At 43.4% G+C, this 18,699-nt stretch carries 12 protein-coding genes and 4 tRNA genes; 5 read left to right on the forward strand and 11 right to left on the reverse strand.

Annotation, left to right across the window (positions count from 1 at the left end; all coding sequences use genetic code 11):
* The first annotated feature begins 80 nt into the window (after window positions 1-80).
* Both K8B83_RS21225 and K8B83_RS21230 read left to right on the forward strand, forming a co-directional pair.
* On the forward strand, window positions 81-731 hold the full coding sequence (locus K8B83_RS21225) for a transglutaminase-like cysteine peptidase (protein WP_188735610.1): 651 nt from the start codon (window positions 81-83) through the stop codon (window positions 729-731).
* A 7-nt stretch (window positions 732-738) separates the two neighbouring features.
* Window positions 739-2,661 carry a bifunctional diguanylate cyclase/phosphodiesterase gene (locus tag K8B83_RS21230; protein ID WP_188735612.1) on the forward strand — a complete coding sequence of 641 codons (1,923 nt, stop codon included), beginning with the start codon at window positions 739-741 and terminating at the stop codon, window positions 2,659-2,661.
* Window positions 2,662-2,863: 202 nt separating this feature from the next.
* On the opposite strand, the gene K8B83_RS21235 is transcribed toward K8B83_RS21230, so the two are convergent.
* The 4 genes from K8B83_RS21235 to K8B83_RS21250 form a co-directional block, all read right to left on the reverse strand.
* Window positions 2,864-2,940, reverse strand: a tRNA-Pro gene (locus K8B83_RS21235).
* A 59-nt stretch (window positions 2,941-2,999) separates the two neighbouring features.
* Window positions 3,000-3,076: transfer RNA gene (locus tag K8B83_RS21240), tRNA-Pro, on the reverse strand.
* A gap of 21 nt (window positions 3,077-3,097) precedes the next feature.
* Window positions 3,098-3,173 (reverse strand) — tRNA-His (locus K8B83_RS21245).
* Window positions 3,174-3,223: 50 nt separating this feature from the next.
* Window positions 3,224-3,300 (reverse strand) — tRNA-Arg (locus K8B83_RS21250).
* A 242-nt stretch (window positions 3,301-3,542) separates the two neighbouring features.
* Between K8B83_RS21250 and K8B83_RS21255 the strand changes: the two genes are divergently transcribed.
* Window positions 3,543-6,167: a sensor domain-containing diguanylate cyclase gene (locus tag K8B83_RS21255; protein WP_188735622.1), complete on the forward strand. Its 2,625-nt coding sequence runs from the start codon at window positions 3,543-3,545 to the stop codon at window positions 6,165-6,167.
* A gap of 15 nt (window positions 6,168-6,182) precedes the next feature.
* Here the strand turns inward: K8B83_RS21255 and rep are convergent, their stop codons facing one another.
* Window positions 6,183-8,195 (reverse strand): DNA helicase Rep, encoded by a 2,013-nt coding sequence (gene rep / locus K8B83_RS21260; RefSeq protein ID WP_188735624.1) that lies wholly within the window; start codon window positions 8,193-8,195, stop codon window positions 6,183-6,185.
* Window positions 8,196-8,335: 140 nt separating this feature from the next.
* Here rep and ubiK point away from each other — a divergent pair, with 140 nt between their 5' ends.
* Window positions 8,336-8,584 (forward strand): ubiquinone biosynthesis accessory factor UbiK, encoded by a 249-nt coding sequence (gene ubiK / locus K8B83_RS21265; RefSeq protein WP_188735625.1) that lies wholly within the window; start codon window positions 8,336-8,338, stop codon window positions 8,582-8,584.
* An 81-nt stretch (window positions 8,585-8,665) separates the two neighbouring features.
* On the opposite strand, the gene K8B83_RS21270 is transcribed toward ubiK, so the two are convergent.
* The 6 genes from K8B83_RS21270 to ilvC all read right to left on the reverse strand — a co-directional run bounded on the left by K8B83_RS21270 (window position 8,666) and on the right by ilvC (window position 17,624).
* Window positions 8,666-9,802, reverse strand: a complete 1,137-nt coding sequence (locus tag K8B83_RS21270) for a pyridoxal-phosphate-dependent aminotransferase family protein (protein WP_188735628.1) — start codon at window positions 9,800-9,802, stop codon at window positions 8,666-8,668.
* Between the two features lie 338 nt (window positions 9,803-10,140).
* Entirely contained in the window at window positions 10,141-11,706 is a 1,566-nt protein-coding gene (gene ilvA, locus K8B83_RS21275; RefSeq protein ID WP_188735629.1) for a threonine ammonia-lyase, biosynthetic, read from the reverse strand.
* Window position 11,707: 1 nt separating this feature from the next.
* On the reverse strand, window positions 11,708-13,567 hold the full coding sequence (gene ilvD / locus K8B83_RS21280) for a dihydroxy-acid dehydratase (protein WP_188735631.1): 1,860 nt from the start codon (window positions 13,565-13,567) through the stop codon (window positions 11,708-11,710).
* A gap of 79 nt (window positions 13,568-13,646) precedes the next feature.
* On the reverse strand, window positions 13,647-13,904 hold the full coding sequence (gene ilvM / locus K8B83_RS21285; RefSeq protein ID WP_188735633.1) for an acetolactate synthase 2 small subunit: 258 nt from the start codon (window positions 13,902-13,904) through the stop codon (window positions 13,647-13,649).
* A complete protein-coding gene (gene ilvG / locus K8B83_RS21290) occupies window positions 13,901-15,586 on the reverse strand; it encodes an acetolactate synthase 2 catalytic subunit (RefSeq protein WP_223418804.1) in 1,686 nt (561 codons plus the stop codon). The genes ilvM and ilvG overlap by 4 nt, the downstream gene beginning before the upstream one ends.
* Before the next feature lie 556 nt (window positions 15,587-16,142).
* Complete coding sequence (gene ilvC, locus K8B83_RS21295) at window positions 16,143-17,624, reverse strand: ketol-acid reductoisomerase (RefSeq protein WP_188735637.1); 1,482 nt, start codon at window positions 17,622-17,624, stop codon at window positions 16,143-16,145.
* A gap of 189 nt (window positions 17,625-17,813) precedes the next feature.
* Between ilvC and ilvY the strand changes: the two genes are divergently transcribed.
* On the forward strand, window positions 17,814-18,686 hold the full coding sequence (gene ilvY / locus K8B83_RS21300; protein ID WP_188735638.1) for an HTH-type transcriptional activator IlvY: 873 nt from the start codon (window positions 17,814-17,816) through the stop codon (window positions 18,684-18,686).
* Window positions 18,687-18,699 lie beyond the last annotated feature (13 nt).

Here is an 18,699-nt window from a genome sequence, read left to right on the forward strand (position 1 = left end):
AAACAGGATATGGGTCATTGAGTCGTAAAGACAGGCATGTCAACGCAGCGTATTACAAAAGGGTCTGTCACAGCATTATAGTGACATCGGCCCTTTTAGTTTCATGCTTATTTGCTGCTCCAACTCAAGAGCTAAACCAACAGCAGGTTGTTTCAGCATTAACAAAACGTTACGGCGACAGGGCCGCACTAAGAGCTAATGCCTGGTTTAAGATTCTTAAAGAAGCGCAGCAACTCAGTGATATAGAAAAATTAAAGAAAGTGAATCATTTCTTTAATTTATTTAGGTTTATTGATGATAAAACTCTGTGGGGAGACTCAAACTATTGGGCGTCACCCATGGAATTTATTGGGGTTAACGGCGGTGATTGCGAAGACTTTTCAATTGCAAAATACTTCACCCTACTCCAACTAGGCGTACCGGAAGATAAGTTGCGAATCACCATGGTAAAAGCAACAACCCTAAACCAATATCACATGGTACTTGCCTATTACGAACAACCTAACTCAATACCGTTAGTGCTAGATAATTTAGATAAAGCCATTAAACCTGCCACCCAAAGAAGAGATCTTCTTCCTGTATACAGTTTTAATGGTAAACAGTTATGGTTAAACAAAGAGAAAGGTCGAGGTGTATTAGCTGGCTCATCATCACGCCTTGAAAAATGGACGGACCTTAAACTTAGATTAGGTGTAGACCGCTTACGCCAACCCAAACTCAACATGGAGTAGTAGCAACATGACACTGTTCAGGCAGATCTATGCGTTACTTTTTGCACTTTTTTTACTAACAATTGCAAGTGTGGCCTACGTACAGTTTTCAGAAACCCAAGGTTTTTTAACGAAACAAATGGAGTCTGATCTTAATAATGCCAGTAATTCATTAGGTTTAATGCTAACCCCAGTGCTTGAAGCTGGAGATACAGCTGGCGCCGAAACCTTGGTCAATGTTATTTTTGAAGGGGGCTACTACCAACAAATCAAACTGACCTGGTTAGTGGACGGTAAACAACAGGTTTGGAATAACGCGGTAAAAGTCAATAACGTGCCCCAATGGTTTATCGACCTTGGCCTATTTAAAAGCATCAACAAGCAAACAACAATTACCTCTGGCTGGCTGCAAATTGCCACGTTAGAAATAACTGCCCACCCTGGGTTTGGTTACCAAGAGCTGTGGCGTATTATCAGTGACATAATCATTCTATTTTCAATTTTATTCTTAATCGCCATCGCATTTGCACGCGTCGGCTTAAGCTGGATTTTAAAACCGCTCAATACCCTTTCGGTTCATGCACAAAAAATTGCCGAACGCCAATTTGGCCCAGATATGCAGCCACCGAAAACAAAAGAACTAAAAGAGCTCGTTAACGCATTTAATAGTATGTCTGCACAATTAAAGCAGGTATTCAATTCACTCGATGAAGAAGTATCAGCACTACGCAAAAAAAATCTGGTCGATCAAGTCTCTGGATTACCTAATAGGCAATATATGGTCAGTCGTATTAACGGCTGGCTGAGCGAGCCAAACACTGGTGCACTTTTTTTAGTCAAAATGGATTGGCTAGAAGACATACACAGTAAATTTGGTTTTCAGGTAAGGGATGAAACCATCCGTATCCTGTCAGAAAAATTACAATACCACCAAGACGAAATTGCACACTCAGTCATTGCGAGAATAGCCGCTTATGAGTTTGCATTTTTAGTAGAAGATAGCGAGCACGACCAATTAACTAAGTACTTACAAAGCCTTATTCGTACAATAAACAAAGAAATAACCAAAGCCGGCTGCAAACCTAATGAACAATTTAATATTGGTGTTGCTGAGCGCTTAGGTCAAATGACAGTATCAGATATGATGGCACAAGCAGACAACGCGTTGCAGCAATCAATTAAAGAAGCCAAAGTATTCCACTGGTTTGAAAATAGTCAAAAGCAATTGTTTACACGTGAAGAGTGGCGCACCAACCTAGGGTATGCCATTCAACATAAAAAATTCCAGTTCCGCTGGCAACCAATCCAATTAAGCGCCAAAAACGAAGTATGTCAACGTGAACTATATTGCCAATTACAAATAGCAGACACAACACTTCATGCTGGCCAATTCATGCCTTATATTGAGCTGCTGTCACTAGGCACCCTATTGGATAGATGCCTCATCGAAACCGTCAATGAGCACAGATTACTTGAGCGCAACTACGAAAGAGTCGCAATAAATTTAACCAATCAAAGTATTAGCGATAATGATTTTCATATGTGGCTTAAGCAATTTTTAAGGGCAAACAAATACCCTGAGCGGATTTGCTTCGAAATCCCAGAAGCCAGTGTATACAGTGATTTAGAGTCGTGTGAGAACTTATGTAAGGTTATTCGCGATTGCGGAGCACACTTTGGTATAGATCACTTTGGACGTCAATTTGGTTCAATGGCTTACTTACAAAGCCTAAGACCACACTACGTCAAACTAGACCAATCGTTTGCTTACATTGATGAAAATCAACATAATAGTGAGCTATGCCGAGCCCTAATTAACGTTGCCAAAGGCTTAGATATTCAAGTTATCGTGACTGGCATTCAAGACGATCAACAGCTCAGTCGCTTTACCGAGCTTAGAGTCGATGCCTACCAAGGCTTTATCTCGCCGCCGGTCAATGTAAAGCTATAACGACTTAGCGACATACCCAATAAAAACCACTCTACGGAGTGGTTTTTTATTGGGGAACAATACTCTTATTGATGACTGATAAACATAGCAGAGTCATCAGACATACATATAAAGAAGCGTAACTCATATCAAAAATGAAAACAAAAAGTACCAAATAATGAAAACAAAAAAGCCACTCATTTGAGTGGCTTTTTTGTTAGATTGGTCGGTGATAGAGGATTCGAACCTCTGACCCTCTGCTCCCAAAGCAGATGCGCTACCGGGCTGCGCTAATCACCGAAATATACTTTAAACTGTGCAGTAAACCAATTAATCAAGTTAACCTGTTCACTTAAATGTGGTCGGTGATAGAGGATTCGAACCTCTGACCCTCTCGTCCCAAACGAGATGCGCTACCGGGCTGCGCTAATCACCGAAAATAAAAATTTTGATTGAATGGGGTGACTGATGGGGCTCGAACCCACGACAACCGGAATCACAATCCGGGACTCTACCAACTGAGCTACAATCACCACTGACTTTCAATCTACTAACCAATACAACATAACCACTGCTTACGGAATGGTGCGCCCAGAAGGATTCGAACCTTCGGCCTTACCCTCCGGAGGGGTACGCTCTATCCAGCTGAGCTATGGGCGCTCGCCTTGGTTAGCGACGCATATAGTAGGGATAAATTACCCTCACGTCTAGCACTGATTTACTTTTTTTAACTGACTGATTAACTTTTGACTCATTTTAGAAAGTAAAATGTGCAATCAGGATAGTTATTAACTTTATACTTACAATAAATTCGCTTGGATCACATTTATATTTATGGTAATTATAATGATTGTTCAAAAATATTTGTGCACATTATTAATAGGATAACGCCAGCTCGGGATATGGATACCAATTTAAGTCACCCAACAACATCTCCACGAGTAGAGCACCTACAAAAAAGGATTGCTCGGTTAAAGCGTTTGGCTAAAAAATATAAACGTTCCGAGATCATTCAAAATGCGCTGTTGGGCATATCTAATATTGCCACCCAGGTAACCTCATTAGATGATTTTTATCAACGAGTACATTTACACCTGCAACAACTTATACCCGCTGAAAATTTCTTTATTGCATCACGCAATCTTAAAACGGGATTAACCAGCTTACCTTTTTTTGCAGACCAACAAGATTCTCACCCAACAGAGTTATACCCAGATCAAGAAATTTCATCTTTATTAAATAGTGGTTTAACCGGATACGTTCTGAGAAAAGGTGAACCGTTATTATGTGACGATAAAAAATTTAATGAGCTCATCGCCAGTGGCGACATTAAAAGTTTAGGCTCACCCAGCCATCAATGGCTTGGAGTGCCAATTAAAAACCAAGATGTAGTCAGTGGTGTATTAGTGGTTCAAAGCTATAACGAAGCCAACACCTATGGCGAGCTTGAACTCGAGTTAATGGGCTTTATTTGTCACCATATTTCTGGGGTTATGGAGCGACTTGAGCATCATGAGCAACTAGAACAAGCTATCACAGAGCGCACAAAAGAACTTAGCCAAGCTTATGATAAAGTTAAAATTGAAGTTCAAGAACGTGTTAAAGCCGAAAAACTACAAAAAGCGTTATTCGAAATTGCCGATTTATCTGCTTCAAATGTATTACAACAAGATTTCTACAAGCGCATTCACGCAATTCTCAGTCAGTTAATTCCAGCGCAAAATTGTTTTATTTCATTAATAGACGACCACAACATGTTGTCTTTCCCATTTTATGTATCTCAAATGGCGGCAGAATATCCAGCATCGCGACCAATGCAAGATGGCTTAACCGAATATATATTACGCCATAAGCTACCACGGTTATTATCAGCAAATGACATTGCCCAAATGGTGGTTAATGGTGATATATATTCAAAATCACCAGAGTTAAACAAAACTCAACGTATGTATCAATGGATAGGTATTCCGCTGCTGATTAATGGCGACATTGCCGGGGCATTAACTATTTACAGCCTTAATGATGAGCACATTTATCAACTAAAAGATTTAGAGCTGCTCACTTTTGTATCGCAGCATATTGCCAACGCGATTGAACGTAAACAAGCGGTTGAGACACTCAAAAACAGCCACGAATTATTAGAAGACAAAGTCATTGAACGGACTCGTGCGCTCGCTGAACTGAACAACAGCTTGCAACAAGAAATACAACAACGTCGAAAAATTGAAGATCAACTGGTTCATGACGCACAACACGATGGCCTAACCGGATTGCCTAATCGTAGCTACTTAATGGAACGATTATCACAAGCATTAAAGCATCTTCGCCGCCATGGATTAGACCAATTTGCTTTATTATTTATCGATTTAGATCGCTTTAAACTCATAAACGACTCATTTGGTCATTTAGAAGGAGACCGTTTCTTAATAGAAACTGCTCAGCGGCTAAAATCATGTGTGCGCGACAATGACACACTGGCTAGAATGGGCGGCGATGAATTTGTTATTTTGCTTGACTCTATAAGTTCCACTCAAGATGCTGTCGACGTCAGCGAGCGCATATTACAAGCCATATCTAAACCCTACCAACTCGCTAAACAAGAGTTTATTTCAGGTGCCAGCATCGGTATTGCTTTTAGTGGCCGCAATAAGCTAGTGACGAGTGAGTCAATACTGCGTGACGCAGACGCAGCGATGTATCAGGCAAAAGCTAACGGCAAAGGTTGCTATGTTATTTTTGATGATCACCTCAGTGCTCAATCAAAACAACAACATGAACTTGAAGTCGACTTTAAACAGGCCCTTGAACAACAACAATTTGATATTGATTATGTAGAAGTAGTTGATTTTACTACAGGCGAAATCATTGCAATTGAACCCAACATTGAATGGCGACATCCGTTACACGGTAAAATAGAACACGCTAAAATGAAGCGCTTAGCGGAGCAATATCAACTTACTCTCAATTTAGATGGGTATATATTTTCTCACCTAAGCCAGAAATATCATTTACTTAAACAGCAATATCACCAAGATGTTATTTTGCACTTATCCATTAGCAGCCAACACATTAAAAATAAGTTTGTGCTACGCAATTTAAAAAACTCGATCAAAGCCAGCAATATTGAACCTAATAAGTTAATGTTGTTTTTTAATGAAAAAGCCCTGGTACAAGACACTGAAAACCACATCAATGGTTTCGATATTATCACCCAGTTAGGCGTTCACATCGGCATTGATGGTTATGGAAAGGGGTACAGCTCATTAAGTTGTCTCAGCTTTTTACCCATCACGGCACTAAAACTCGATACTGATATCAGTAAACACTTACTCAATGATAAACAGCTGCAACTGGTTAAAGCCTATCAACTGACGGCACAAACCCTTAATTTTGAAATATACGCCACAACAGTAGACACCCAACAACAGGTAAGACAATTTATCGATCTCGGATACACTCTTGGCCAGGGGCGTGCTATCAGCAAGTTATTTAACGAAAAAAAAAAGCCAACTAAATCCTGCGCCTAAATAATAATATTAGGCCTACTTTTTAAACATATCACGCAAGTTAGCAATATGACTTCTACCCGTTTCAACACGTTGCTGCTCAGTTTGTATCGGTTTTCGGTTTTCCCAAATTAAATCATCTTGGGGTAACTCAAGTAAAAAACGGCTTGGCTCGCAGCGCATAGTTTCACCAAATTGGCGACGTTCACGGCAAATCACAAACCACAACTCACGCTGTGCGCGGGTAATGCCAACATAAGCTAAACGCCTCTCTTCATCGACATTATCTTCATCAATACTCGATTGATGCGGCAAAATACGTTCTTCTACGCCAACCATAAACACAAACGGAAACTCCAGCCCTTTAGAAGCATGCAAGGTCATTAACTGTACCTGATCGCCGCCCTCATCTTCGCTATTGCGCTCCATCATGTCACGCAGGGTTAAACGCGTCACCACTTCAGGCAATGTCATGGCTTCGTCAAGTTCATCGCCTTCAAGCATTTCAGTCACCCAGCGATACAGCTCAGAGATATTCTTCATGCGCATTTCAGCGGCTTTTGCACTGGTACTGGTTTCGTATAAATAGTCTTCGTAATTAATTTTACGAATAAGCTGCTTAATGGCTTCTACTGGCTCCCCTCGCGTGGCAAGCTCGCCCGTATCGACAATAAACTGCCCAAATTGATAAAGCGAATTCACCGCAGCAGGTGCTAAATGATGATTCAGCTCGACATCAAAAATAGCCTCAAACAATGAAATATGCTTTTGATTGGCAAAATTGCCTAATCGCTCCAAAGTGGCAGGGCCAATACCACGTTTAGGTAAATTAACCACACGTAAAAATGCGTTATCGTCATCTGGATTCACCACCAAACGCAGATAAGCCATAATGTCTTTGATTTCTGCGCGCGCAAAAAATGATGTTCCACCACTTAACTTATAGGGTATACGGTTCGTCATTAGGGCGCGTTCTAATAAGCGCGACTGATGATTCCCCCGATACAAAATGGCGTAGTCGCCAAATTGAGTCCGGCCAACAAACTTGTGACGAATAATTTCAGCCACCACCCTTTCAGCCTCTTGCTCTTCGTTAGCAGCAATTAATACTCTAAGCGGCTCACCATAAGCGAGTTCACTAAATAATGCCTTGTCGTAAACATGAGGGTTGTTAGCAATTAAAATGTTTGCCGCGCGCAAAATACGTTGGCTAGAACGGTAATTCTGCTCAAGCTTAATCAGTTTTAATTTAGGAAAGTCTTTACCTAATAACACTAAGTTTTGTGGCTTAGCACCACGCCAGGAATAAATTGACTGATCGTCATCACCCACCACGGTAAATCTGGCACGCTCTCCAACTATCAATTTCACTAATTCATACTGGCTGGTGTTGGTATCTTGATATTCGTCCACCAGCAAATATTGAATGCGTGTTTGCCAACGGGTGCGCACTTCTTCGTTCATTCGCAGCAATAAGGTTGGGATTAAAATCAGGTCATCAAAATCAAGCGCGTTGTAGGCTTTCATGTGCTGCGCATAACGCTGGTACAACATGGCAAACAATTGCCCCTGCTCATCTTTTGCCAAGCTGCGCGCCTGCTGCGGTATAACCAGGCCACCTTTCCAATTTGAAATCGCCGAGGCCAGCGCTTTAATAAGGTCTTTGTCTTCGTCTAACTCATCTTGAGTCAGCTCTTTTAATAACGCAAAGGTGTCTTGGTCATCAAATAATGAAAAACCTGCTTTAAGGCCAAGCACTTTATGCTCACGCTTAATAATTTCTAACCCTAGAGTATGGAAAGTCGAAATCCACAACCCTCGCGCTTCTTTACGCCCCATAGACTGCGCCACACGCTCTTTCATTTCACGCGCAGCTTTATTGGTAAAGGTTACTGCGGCAATGTTACGCGCTTTATAGCCACATTTTTCGACCAGGTAAGCAATTTTATTAATGATTACACGTGTTTTACCGCTGCCTGCGCCCGCAAGCACTAAGCAGGGACCCGAGACATAATGTACGGCTTCATTTTGCCCTGGATTGAGTTTCATTAATATCGACACCTTACTAAATCTAAACGAAGGCGGATCATAGCAGAATCGCTAATACACAGTTAAGAAAATCACACTTTGGTTTTGGAAAAACGTTCACCTCGGTTACAATTACCTTAATATATCAGTAGGGGATCATAATGATTAATCCAAAGAAAATAGAAGAGCTCGCAAAACAACTCAGCGACAATTTACCAAGCGGTGTAAAGCAATTTGCAGGTGAGTTTGAAGAGCGTAGCCGGCAGGTATTACAAAACCAACTGATGAAACTTGACGTGGTATCGCGCGAAGAATTTGAAGTACAGCAACATGTGTTGCTTAAAACCCGTGAAAAGCTCGAAGCATTACAAGCGCAAGTTAACGAAATTGAAAAAAAGCTCGCTGAATAATCATGTCCAACAAACCATTATTCAACAAAAATGACGCTCAGTAGCGTCATTTTTTATGAACATAACCCAGAAACAACAAGCTTAACTGAGAGACTCTTGTAAAGCCCGTAAGCACAAGGCCACATTTTCACGGCGAGCACCAAAACCCATTAAGCCAATACGCCATGCTTTACCCGCTAATGCTCCTAAGCCTGCACCTATCTCAAGGTTGTACTCTTCTAACAGATGTTTACGCACAGCGGCATCATCAACACCTTCTGGAATATACACAGCGTTTAATTGTGGCAATCTCGACGCTTCATCTACTACAAATTTAAGCCCTAACTGGGTTAAACCATCACGCAATAACAGGTGCATCTTACGGTGTCTTGCCCAGGCGTGTTCTAAACCTTCATTAGCCAGTAAACGCAATGACTCGTGCAGTGCATAAAGCGCATTGACAGGTGCGGTGTGGTGGTAACTGCGTTTAGCACCGCTGTTATTACCCCAATACCCCATCACCAGTGTTTGGTCCAAAAACCAGCTTTGCACAGGCGTAGTGCGCGCTTTTAGCTTAGCAACAGCTTTAGGCGAGAAAGACACTGGCGATAACCCTGGCACGCATGAAAGGCATTTTTGGCTGCCAGAATAAATCGCATCAATGCCCCACTCATCTACCAGTAGCTCAACACCACCAAGAGATGTAACCGCATCAACAATACTGATACAGTCGTGTAATTGCGCTAACGTGCATAAGGTTTTGGCATCAGATAAGGCACCAGTAGAGGTTTCTGCATGCACAAAGGCTAAAAACTTGGCATCGGGGTTTGCCACAAGCGCGGCTTCAACTTTATCAGGGCACACGGGTTCGCCCCACTCATTGTCGACAACAACGGCAACACCACCAACACGCTCAACATTTTGGCGCATGCGCTCACCAAATACACCGTTGCGGCACACGATAACCTTTTCGCCTGGCTCAACCAAATTAACAAAACAGGTTTCCATACCGGCACTACCAGGAGCCGATACCGCTAAGGTCATTTCGTTTTTAGTTTGAAAGGCATACTGGATCAGGCTTTTTAGCTCATCCATCATGCCGACAAATAGCGGGTCTAAATGACCAATGGTAGGACGCGACTGCGCTGCAAGTACTTCTGGATATACATCAGATGGGCCAGGACCCATTAAGGTACGGCGCGGCGGCATAAAGGCTGGAATAGTTGGCACGGGTAACATCAATGTCTCCTTAAAATGAGGTCGTATACGCCTGCATATAACTACAAGCGCATGGAAAAATTTACCCTACATATAAGCAATCCATCACAATGACATAACCCAATAACGGCATTACACTTTGATGGTATTGGTATTAACCTACGAATATATTTTCGTTTTAGGCGCACTGACAATATCACACTGAGATGTTAAATCATCTCAATGTGATAATAATTTATTCACCATCAGCCCAGTGCATAGCTGATTTCATTCAACTTTTAACCACTAAACAGTTACCTTTAGCAGTGTTGAATGCTTAATGTATTTAGCTCTTTGCTCTATTTAGCTCTTAGCACTATTTAACTCTTAGCACTATTTAAGAATAACTTATAAGCTGGGCTATGAGTTTCTTCTTGATAAACAAAGTCTAAGTCCGTTAAAAACTGCGCAAAAGCGCCATCATCACTTGCCGGCACTTCAAAGCCTGCCAAAACACGGCCAAATGCAGCGCCATGATTTCGATAATGGAACAAACTTATGTTCCACTTACTTTGTAAGGTGGTTAAAAACTTCAGCAAAGCGCCAGGATGCTCAGGAAACTCAAAGCTAAATAGGCGCTCTTCTAACGGCTCAAGTGGATGACCGCCAACCATATAGCGAACATGCAGTTTAGCGGTTTCATCTTGAGAAAGATCTTGAACCTCAAAACCCTCTAACTCAAGCTTGGCGACAATTTCAGCCAGTTCTGTTTGGCCGCCCGTTAAACGAATACCGGCAAATACTACCGCCATATCTCGACTACTAAAACGATAGTTAAACTCAGTCATTGGGCGTTTTTCAAGTAGCTCACAAAAACGTAAAAAGCTGCCTGGTTTTTCAGGTACTTTAACCGCCAACACGGCTTCTTTTTGCTCACCAAGCTCACAACGCTCAGACACATAGCGAAGGCTATGAAAGTTAACATTAGCCCCACTTAATATGGCAGCGGCTTTTTTAGGCGCATCGCTACTGTCGCCCTGTAGTGCCATATATTTTTTTAAACCCGCAATTGATAACGCCCCAGCAGGCTCAGCAATGGCTCGAGTGTCTTCAAAAATATCTTTAACTGCAGCGCAAATTTCATCAGAGGTCACTGTGACCACATGATCTACGTATTCACGTGCCAGCCTAAAAGGTTCTGTGCCGATACGCTTCACCGCGACACCGTCGGCAAACAAACCGACTTGCGCTAATGTAACGGGCTCATCCGCTTCTAATGCCGCTTTTAAGCAGGCGGCATCTTCTGGCTCAACACCAATAATTTTAACTTGGGGCATAACAGCTTTGTAATACGCAGCAATCCCGGCAATTAACCCGCCACCGCCCACGGGCACAAAGACTACTTCGATGTCACGTTGCTGCTGCACCATCTCTTGGGCAATGGTGCCTTGGCCAGCAATCACGGCCTCGTCATCAAACGGCGCGATATACACACGCCCTTCAGTTGCCGATAGGTTTTTAGCATAATCATTTGCTTGATCAAAGGCTTGCCCATGCAACACCACATTACCACCAAGGCGACGCACAGCATCAACTTTAATGTCTGGTGTGGTACTTGGCATAACAATCACGGCATCAATGCCGCGGCTGGCCGCTGACATGGCTACGCCCTGAGCATGGTTACCCGCCGAGGCACACACCACGCCTTTATCGCATTCATCTTGAGTTAGCGCAGCAATCCGGTTGTAAGCACCGCGCAACTTAAATGAATGCACAGGCTGCATATCTTCACGCTTTAAGTACACCTGACAACCAAACCGAGCGGATAATTTATTCATGCTCGACAATGGCGTCACCTTCGCAACATCGTAAACCGACGACAGCAAAATTTTCTGCAAATAATAATGCGCTAAATCTAATTGAGTTTGAGACGCCAATGCCAACATACTACCCCTCCAGTTTAGTGCGATCGCGTACCGCACCTTTATCTGCACTGGTTGCTAATAGCGCATACGCTTTTAACGCTAACGATACATAACGCTCACGTGATACAGGCTTCCAACCTAATGGACCTTTGGCGTCCATTGCATCACGGCGACGTGCTAATTCGTCATCGCTCACATTCAATTGAATACTGCGTTTTGGAATATCGATCGCAATTTGATCGCCGTTTTCAATCAGTGCGATAGTACCGCCCGATGCGGCCTCTGGTGAAATATGACCAATAGATAAGCCCGATGTACCACCAGAAAAACGTCCGTCGGTAATTAGCGCACACTGAGTGCCTAAACCACGAGATTTAAGGTAAGTGGTTGGGTACAGCATTTCTTGCATACCAGGGCCGCCTTTAGGGCCTTCGTAACGGATCACCACCACATCACCTGCAACAACTTCGCCACCTAGGATTCCGCTTACAGCATCATCCTGGCTTTCATACACGCGGGCACTGCCCACAAAGGTTAAATTTGACTCATCCACACCAGCGGTTTTCACTATACAGCCATCAGTTGCCACGTTACCCGCAAGTACAGCTAGGCCACCTTCTTGACTAAACGCAAATTCACGTGCGCGGATACAGCCATTTTCGCGGTCATCATCCACACTGTCCCAGCGGCAATCTTGGCTAAAGGCTTTAGTGGTCGGAATACCAGCCGGGCCTGCGCTGAAAAACTTAATCACGGCAGGATCATTGGTTTGTTTTAGGTCGTATTTAGCTAATACAGATTTTAGGTCACCGCCGTCATCTGCTGCTACGTGTGGTACATCATTGTGCAATAACCCTGCTCTGTCTAACTCTCCCAAAATACCCATCACGCCACCAGCACGGTGCACATCTTCCATGTGGTATTTAGGGGTTGATGGTGCAACCTTACATAAATGCGGAACCAGACGTGACATACGATCGATATCAGCCATATCAAAGGCTAATTCAGCTTCTTGAGCCGCTGCCAATAAATGCAATACGGTATTAGATGAACCGCCCATGGCGATGTCTAATGCAGTTGCGTTTTCAAATGCTTTAAAAGACGCAATATTACGCGGCAATGCATTTTCATCATCATGCTTATAGTAACGCTCAGCCAGCTTCATTATTCGGCGGCCTGCTTCTAAAAATAATTCACGGCGATCGGCGTGAGTCGCCAACATCGACCCATTACCCGGTAATGACAAGCCTAAGGCTTCTGTTAAACAGTTCATTGAGTTTGCAGTAAACATACCTGAGCACGAACCACAGGTTGGACAAGCGCTGCGTTCAATTTGCTTACTGTCTGCATCGCTAACATTGGTATCCGCGCCAGCGACCATAGCATCGACTAAATCAAGCTTGATTAACTTGTCAGACAACTTAGTTTTGCCGGCTTCCATTGGGCCGCCAGACACAAAAATAACCGGAATGTTTAACCGCAGCGCAGCCATTAACATGCCGGGGGTGATTTTGTCGCAGTTTGAGATACACACTAACGCATCAGCACAATGCGCATTAACCATGTATTCAACACTGTCGGCAATCAACTCACGTGAAGGCAAGCTGTACAACATACCGCCATGTCCCATGGCGATGCCGTCGTCCACAGCTATGGTGTTAAATTCTTTAGCAATACCGCCCACTTCTTCAATCGCACTGGCAACAAGCGAGCCCATGTCTTTTAAATGCACATGCCCTGGTACAAACTGTGTAAATGAGTTGGCAATCGCAATAATTGGCTTACCAAAATCGGTTTCTTTAACTCCAGTGGCACGCCATAGTGCGCGGGCACCTGCCATGTTGCGGCCTTCGGTACTGGTTGCTGAACGTAATTTTGGCATTGCAAATATCCTTGTGTAATGTGGAGCAAGTTACCCGTGTTATCACAAGTAACGCATTAAAATGGGTAATAATGTATGTTTAGCTGTTTGCTGCGTGCCCAAGTGACACCGCTGGTATCACCTTGCATTGGGTGACATCAATTAATTTAGTGAGCTGATTACTTAACAGTTCTATTGCACGTTCAGCCTCAACCCATAATTCTACAGCCATACTAGCATCGTCATTGATGCGCATCTGCATTTGAGTGACTTTAAATCCACGGTGGCGAGTAACACGCAAAACACGCTCTAGCACTTCTGGACGTTGTTGAACGGTTATTTCAAGATTATGCATCATGTTTGCTTCTCCATTTGATCCATCATGTCACTGTTACTGGCTCCGGGTGGAACTAATGGCCATACATTAAAGGCATCATCAATCGCGACGTGCAACATGTAAGGACCACTGCTGTTAAGCATTTCATCGAGTGCTTGCTCGACTTGATCAGCATGGTTAATCGTCCGGCCAGGAATATCAAAAGCCGACGCCATTAACACAAAGTTAGGGTTGTCAGACAAGTCAGTCTCGCTGTAGCGCTCTTCAAAAAACAGCTGCTGCCACTGCTTAACCATGCCCAATTTTTGATTGTCTATCAGTAAAATTTTAACCGGCAGCTTACGACGTTTAATGGTCGTCAACTCTTGAACGTTCATCATAAACGAACCATCACCAGAGACCGTGACCACCGTAGCATCTGGGCGCGCCACCTGAGCACCAATGGCTGCTGGCAAGCCAAAGCCCATAGTGCCAAGGCCAGCGCTAGACAAATGATCTTCAGGACGACGAAACCACATATGCTGAGCAACCCACATTTGGTGTTGCCCCACATCGCACGCCACCACGCTGTCTTCAGGTAATTTATTGGCTAAACGGCGCAACATAGCTGGCGCGTAAATTAAATCACCTGGGTGTTGATAGTTCCATTGATGTTGACGCGAAAGCGTTTCTACCTCAGCTTGCCACTGACTAAACGCCAGCTTACCTTTTACAGCTTGAGTTAACGCAGGCAAGACTTGTCGAAGCTCTGCGGCAATAGCCACTTCGGCTTGGCGCAATTTACCTAACTCAGCCGCATCAATATCTAGGTGCAATACTTTGGCATTACTGGCAAAGCTGGCTAATCGCCCTGTGACTCGGTCATCAAAACGAGCACCAACAACGATTAATAAATCACACTCTTGTACAGCGAGATTTGCCCCTTTACCACCGTGCATACCTAACATGCCTAAGTATCCTTTGGTGCCGTGGGCAATACTGCCTAAGCCTTTAAGCGTTGCAACCGACGGAATACCTGTGGCATCTATAAATTCACGTAAATGTGCAACCGCACCTGCCATGCCCACACCGCCACCAACATACAACATTGGCTTACTAGCTTGTGAAAGTAATTCGATAGCCGAATCAAGCTCGCATTGGGTCGCCACTAGCTCATCAGCAACACTTTGTAGAGGTGTTTTGTACTCAAGCTCGGCAATTTGAATGTCTTTTGGGATATCAACCAATACTGGACCTGGGCGGCCTTCGGCAGCAATTTCAAATGCTTGATATAGCGTAGGGATTAAATCATTGATGTCGGTAACCATAAAACTATGTTTGGTACATGACAAAGACATACCAAGCACATCGATTTCCTGAAAAGCATCAGTGCCAATAACGGCAGTAGAGACCTGGCCAGTAATGGCCACTAACGGTACAGAATCGAGCAAGGCATCGGCTAACGAAGTGATTAAATTGGTCGCCCCAGGGCCTGAGGTTGCAAAACAAACACCGGTTTTACCACTGGCTCTTGCATAACCAACCGCGGCAAATGCCGCACCTTGTTCATGACGGCTAAGTAAATGCTCAACAGGGCTACCATAGAGCGCATCGTAAATAGGCATAATTGCCCCGCCAGGATAACCAAACACTGTGGTAACACCATGTGCTGCTAGTACTTTGATTACTGCATCCGCGCCGCGCATTTTCTGTCCTGCTTCCATAATTTTTATCTCTACTTCGTCAATGTTTTGCTTGCTCTACGTCATGTTTGGATATTTTTATTTAGCCTTAAACTAAAAAACCCCCGATCCTTTCGGAGCGGGGGTTTTGCAATCTTTGTGACTCTTAGGTCAGTCTAGTTGTCAAACGCCACCCCCGCTGTGACTTAATAATCACTACGGTAATAATCACGAGAATGAGCATGGCTGCACGGTTTAACATGTTTTAGACAGTATCCTAAGTTTCAAATATTTTTTCGTTCGCTTATGTTCAATAAACGTTACGGTATGACTAACAAGTACCATAAAAGATTTACTGAGCACAACTAAAAAATTGTCTATGTAAAAAAAATTCAGCTTCCCTGCCGAGACAATGCAAACAACAACAAAAACTTAACGCATGAGTTCAATCTAAAATTACTTTAAAACTCACTCTATCAATTTGTTTTTTCAGCGCCCCATTTAACACTCATTGGGGCGTTTCGATTGATGCCTGTCCGACAACGATACTGTATTTACAGCCAACAACTGAACAGGAACAACATCAGTTTTTTAACGCTTAGCCCGCTTCAACAATACGCTTCATGTCAGTCATGTAGCCGCGAAGCTCAGCACCAATAAACTCAACATCAGTGTGACGAATTTGCTCATTCACTTCGATTAAACGTTGGTTATCAACACCATTTGAAGACTCAGCAAGTCCAGCACCTAAATACTCAGGCGACATGGCATTCACATAGTCACGTAGCATGGGTACTGCTGCGTGGTTAAATAAATAACAACCGTACTCAGCAGTGTCAGAAATAACCACGTTCATTTCGTATAAACGTTTACGGGCAATCGTGTTAGCAATTAATGGCGTTTCATGTAACGACTCGTAATAAGCCGACTCTTCAACAATACCAGCTGCAACCATAGTATCGAAGGCTAGTTCAACACCGGCTTTGATCATCGCAACCAAGAAGATGCCTTTGTCAAAATACGTTTGCTCATCGATGTGCTCAGATGATGTTGGCGCATTTTCAAATGCCGTTTCGTTGGTTTCTGCTCTCCAACGTAGCAAGTTTGCGTCATCATTAGCCCAGTCTTCCATCATGGTGCGAGAGAACTCACCGCTGATAATGTCATCCATGTGCTTTTCAAATAGCGGTTTAAGGATTTCTTTTAGCTCTTCAGCCATATCAAACGCTTTGATTTTTGCAGGGTTTGATAAACGGTCCATCATGTTGGTAATACCGCCATGTTTAAGCGCTTCAGTAACGGTTTCCCAACCTTGCTGAATAAGCTTAGCGGCATAACCTGGCTCAACGCCATCGGCAACCATTTTCTCGTAACCTAAAATCGCACCTGTTTGTAACATGCCACATAAAATGGTTTGCTCGCCCATTAAGTCTGACTTAACTTCAGCAACAAACGACGACATTAATACACCAGCACGATCACCACCGGTTGCACTTGCATACGCTTTAGCAATCGCTAAACCATCGCCTCTTGGGTCGTTTTCTGGGTGAACAGCAATCAGTGTTGGCACACCAAAACCACGCTTATATTCTTCGCGCACTTCTGTTGCTGGACACTTAGGTGCAACCATAATGACAGTAATGTCTGAACGCACTTGCATGCCTTCTTCAACAATGTTGAAACCATGAGAATAGGCTAACGTAGAACCTTGTTTCATCAATGGCATAACGGCATTAACAACATTAGTGTGTTGCTTATCTGGCGTCAGGTTAAGCACTAAATCAGCATCAGGCACAAGTTCTTCAAATGTACCGACTTTAAAGCCGTTGTCGGTTGCTTTTTGCCAAGATGCGCGCTTTTCAGTGATAGCTTCAGGACGTAGGGCAAAAGAAATATTTAAGCCAGAGTCGCGCATGTTCAAACCTTGGTTAAGGCCTTGTGCGCCACAACCTAAAATAATAATGTTCCAATCTTTGATATATTGGCAACCGTCGCTGAACTCAGAACGTTCCATAAAGCGGCATTGTGCTAATTGAGCTAATTGTTGACGTAAATTCAGAGAGTTAAAATAGTTAGCCATCTGATACCACCTTTAAAATTTATCTATTTGGGACGCAAACTACGTTTGATATTCATTCAAACTTTGCGATTGAGTTGACTATAGCCTATCCATAGCATTGCTTAAAATGATATATTCGGCATGTGATGTTGCAAAAAATGCAACGTCGCTATTTTGATGAATTATCTTCACTTTACGGAAATACCGATTATGGACATACGCTCTCTAAAATTGTATTTGCACCTGTGTGATAGCCTGCACTTTGCTAAAACGGCAGAGCAATCGCATGTCAGTCCATCCACATTAAGTCGAGCATTACAACGCTTAGAAGATGAAGTCGGCAGTAAGTTATTTGAACGCGATAATCGCAGCGTTACCATGACCCATGCAGGATTAGAATTTAAACGCTTTGCCGAACAAACCCTGGCAGACTGGAGCCAACTGCGTAGCCGTATCGACCCTAGCCAACAGTATTTACGCGGTATTTTAAATCTATATTGCTCAGTCACCGCAGCATACAGCCATCTACCAGCTCTATTAGATCGATTTCGTCGCGACCATCCACATGTAGACATTAAACTCACAACCGGAGATCCTGCAAATGCAGTCAGCCTGATCCAAAAAAATCGCGCAGACATAGCCATCATTGCGTTACCCGAAGTGTTTCCCGATACCCTACATTTCACTCCTATAGATAAAGTGCCTATTTCGGTGATAGCACCAACCATGCAATGCCAGGTACAGCAATGGGTTAATCAGGCCAATATTGAATGGGCAAAATTACCTTACATAGTGCCTGATCACGGCCCAGGGCGAAAACGTATCGACCAATGGTTTAAGCAAATGGGAATTAAACCCAATATTTATGCACAGGTGTCGGGGCAAGAAGCCATTGTATCTATGGTGGCATTGGGGTGCGGAGTGGGCATCAGCCCTGAAGCAGTGATCCATAACAGCCCTGTACGAGATAGGATCCAAACATTAGCATCACCTGTAGACATTCCTGCATTTGAGCTGGGATGTTGCTGTAAAGAAAAACGCACCAATGATCCTATCATTAGTGCGTTTTTAGAGATTATTTGATGAACATACTTTC

It is taken from the genome of Shewanella inventionis, from assembly GCF_019931735.1.
GTDB classification, from domain to species: domain Bacteria; phylum Pseudomonadota; class Gammaproteobacteria; order Enterobacterales; family Shewanellaceae; genus Shewanella; species Shewanella inventionis.

What these genes read in the sequence shown, in the direction of transcription:
- ilvG (WP_223418804.1), bottom strand. Translation starts at nt 15,586, where the DNA reads ATGGAAGCAGGACAGAAAATGCGCGGCGCGGATGCAGTAATCAAAGTA.
- K8B83_RS21230 (WP_188735612.1), top strand. Translation starts at nt 739, where the DNA reads ATGACACTGTTCAGGCAGATCTATGCGTTACTTTTTGCACTTTTTTTA.
- ilvM (WP_188735633.1), bottom strand. Translation starts at nt 13,904, where the DNA reads ATGATGCATAATCTTGAAATAACCGTTCAACAACGTCCAGAAGTGCTA.
- ilvA (WP_188735629.1), bottom strand. Translation starts at nt 11,706, where the DNA reads ATGTTGGCATTGGCGTCTCAAACTCAATTAGATTTAGCGCATTATTAT.
- K8B83_RS21255 (WP_188735622.1), top strand. Translation starts at nt 3,543, where the DNA reads ATGGATACCAATTTAAGTCACCCAACAACATCTCCACGAGTAGAGCAC.
- ilvC (WP_188735637.1), bottom strand. Translation starts at nt 17,624, where the DNA reads ATGGCTAACTATTTTAACTCTCTGAATTTACGTCAACAATTAGCTCAA.
- ilvY (WP_188735638.1), top strand. Translation starts at nt 17,814, where the DNA reads ATGGACATACGCTCTCTAAAATTGTATTTGCACCTGTGTGATAGCCTG.
- rep (WP_188735624.1), bottom strand. Translation starts at nt 8,195, where the DNA reads ATGAAACTCAATCCAGGGCAAAATGAAGCCGTACATTATGTCTCGGGT.
- ubiK (WP_188735625.1), top strand. Translation starts at nt 8,336, where the DNA reads ATGATTAATCCAAAGAAAATAGAAGAGCTCGCAAAACAACTCAGCGAC.
- ilvD (WP_188735631.1), bottom strand. Translation starts at nt 13,567, where the DNA reads ATGCCAAAATTACGTTCAGCAACCAGTACCGAAGGCCGCAACATGGCA.
- K8B83_RS21270 (WP_188735628.1), bottom strand. Translation starts at nt 9,802, where the DNA reads ATGTTACCCGTGCCAACTATTCCAGCCTTTATGCCGCCGCGCCGTACC.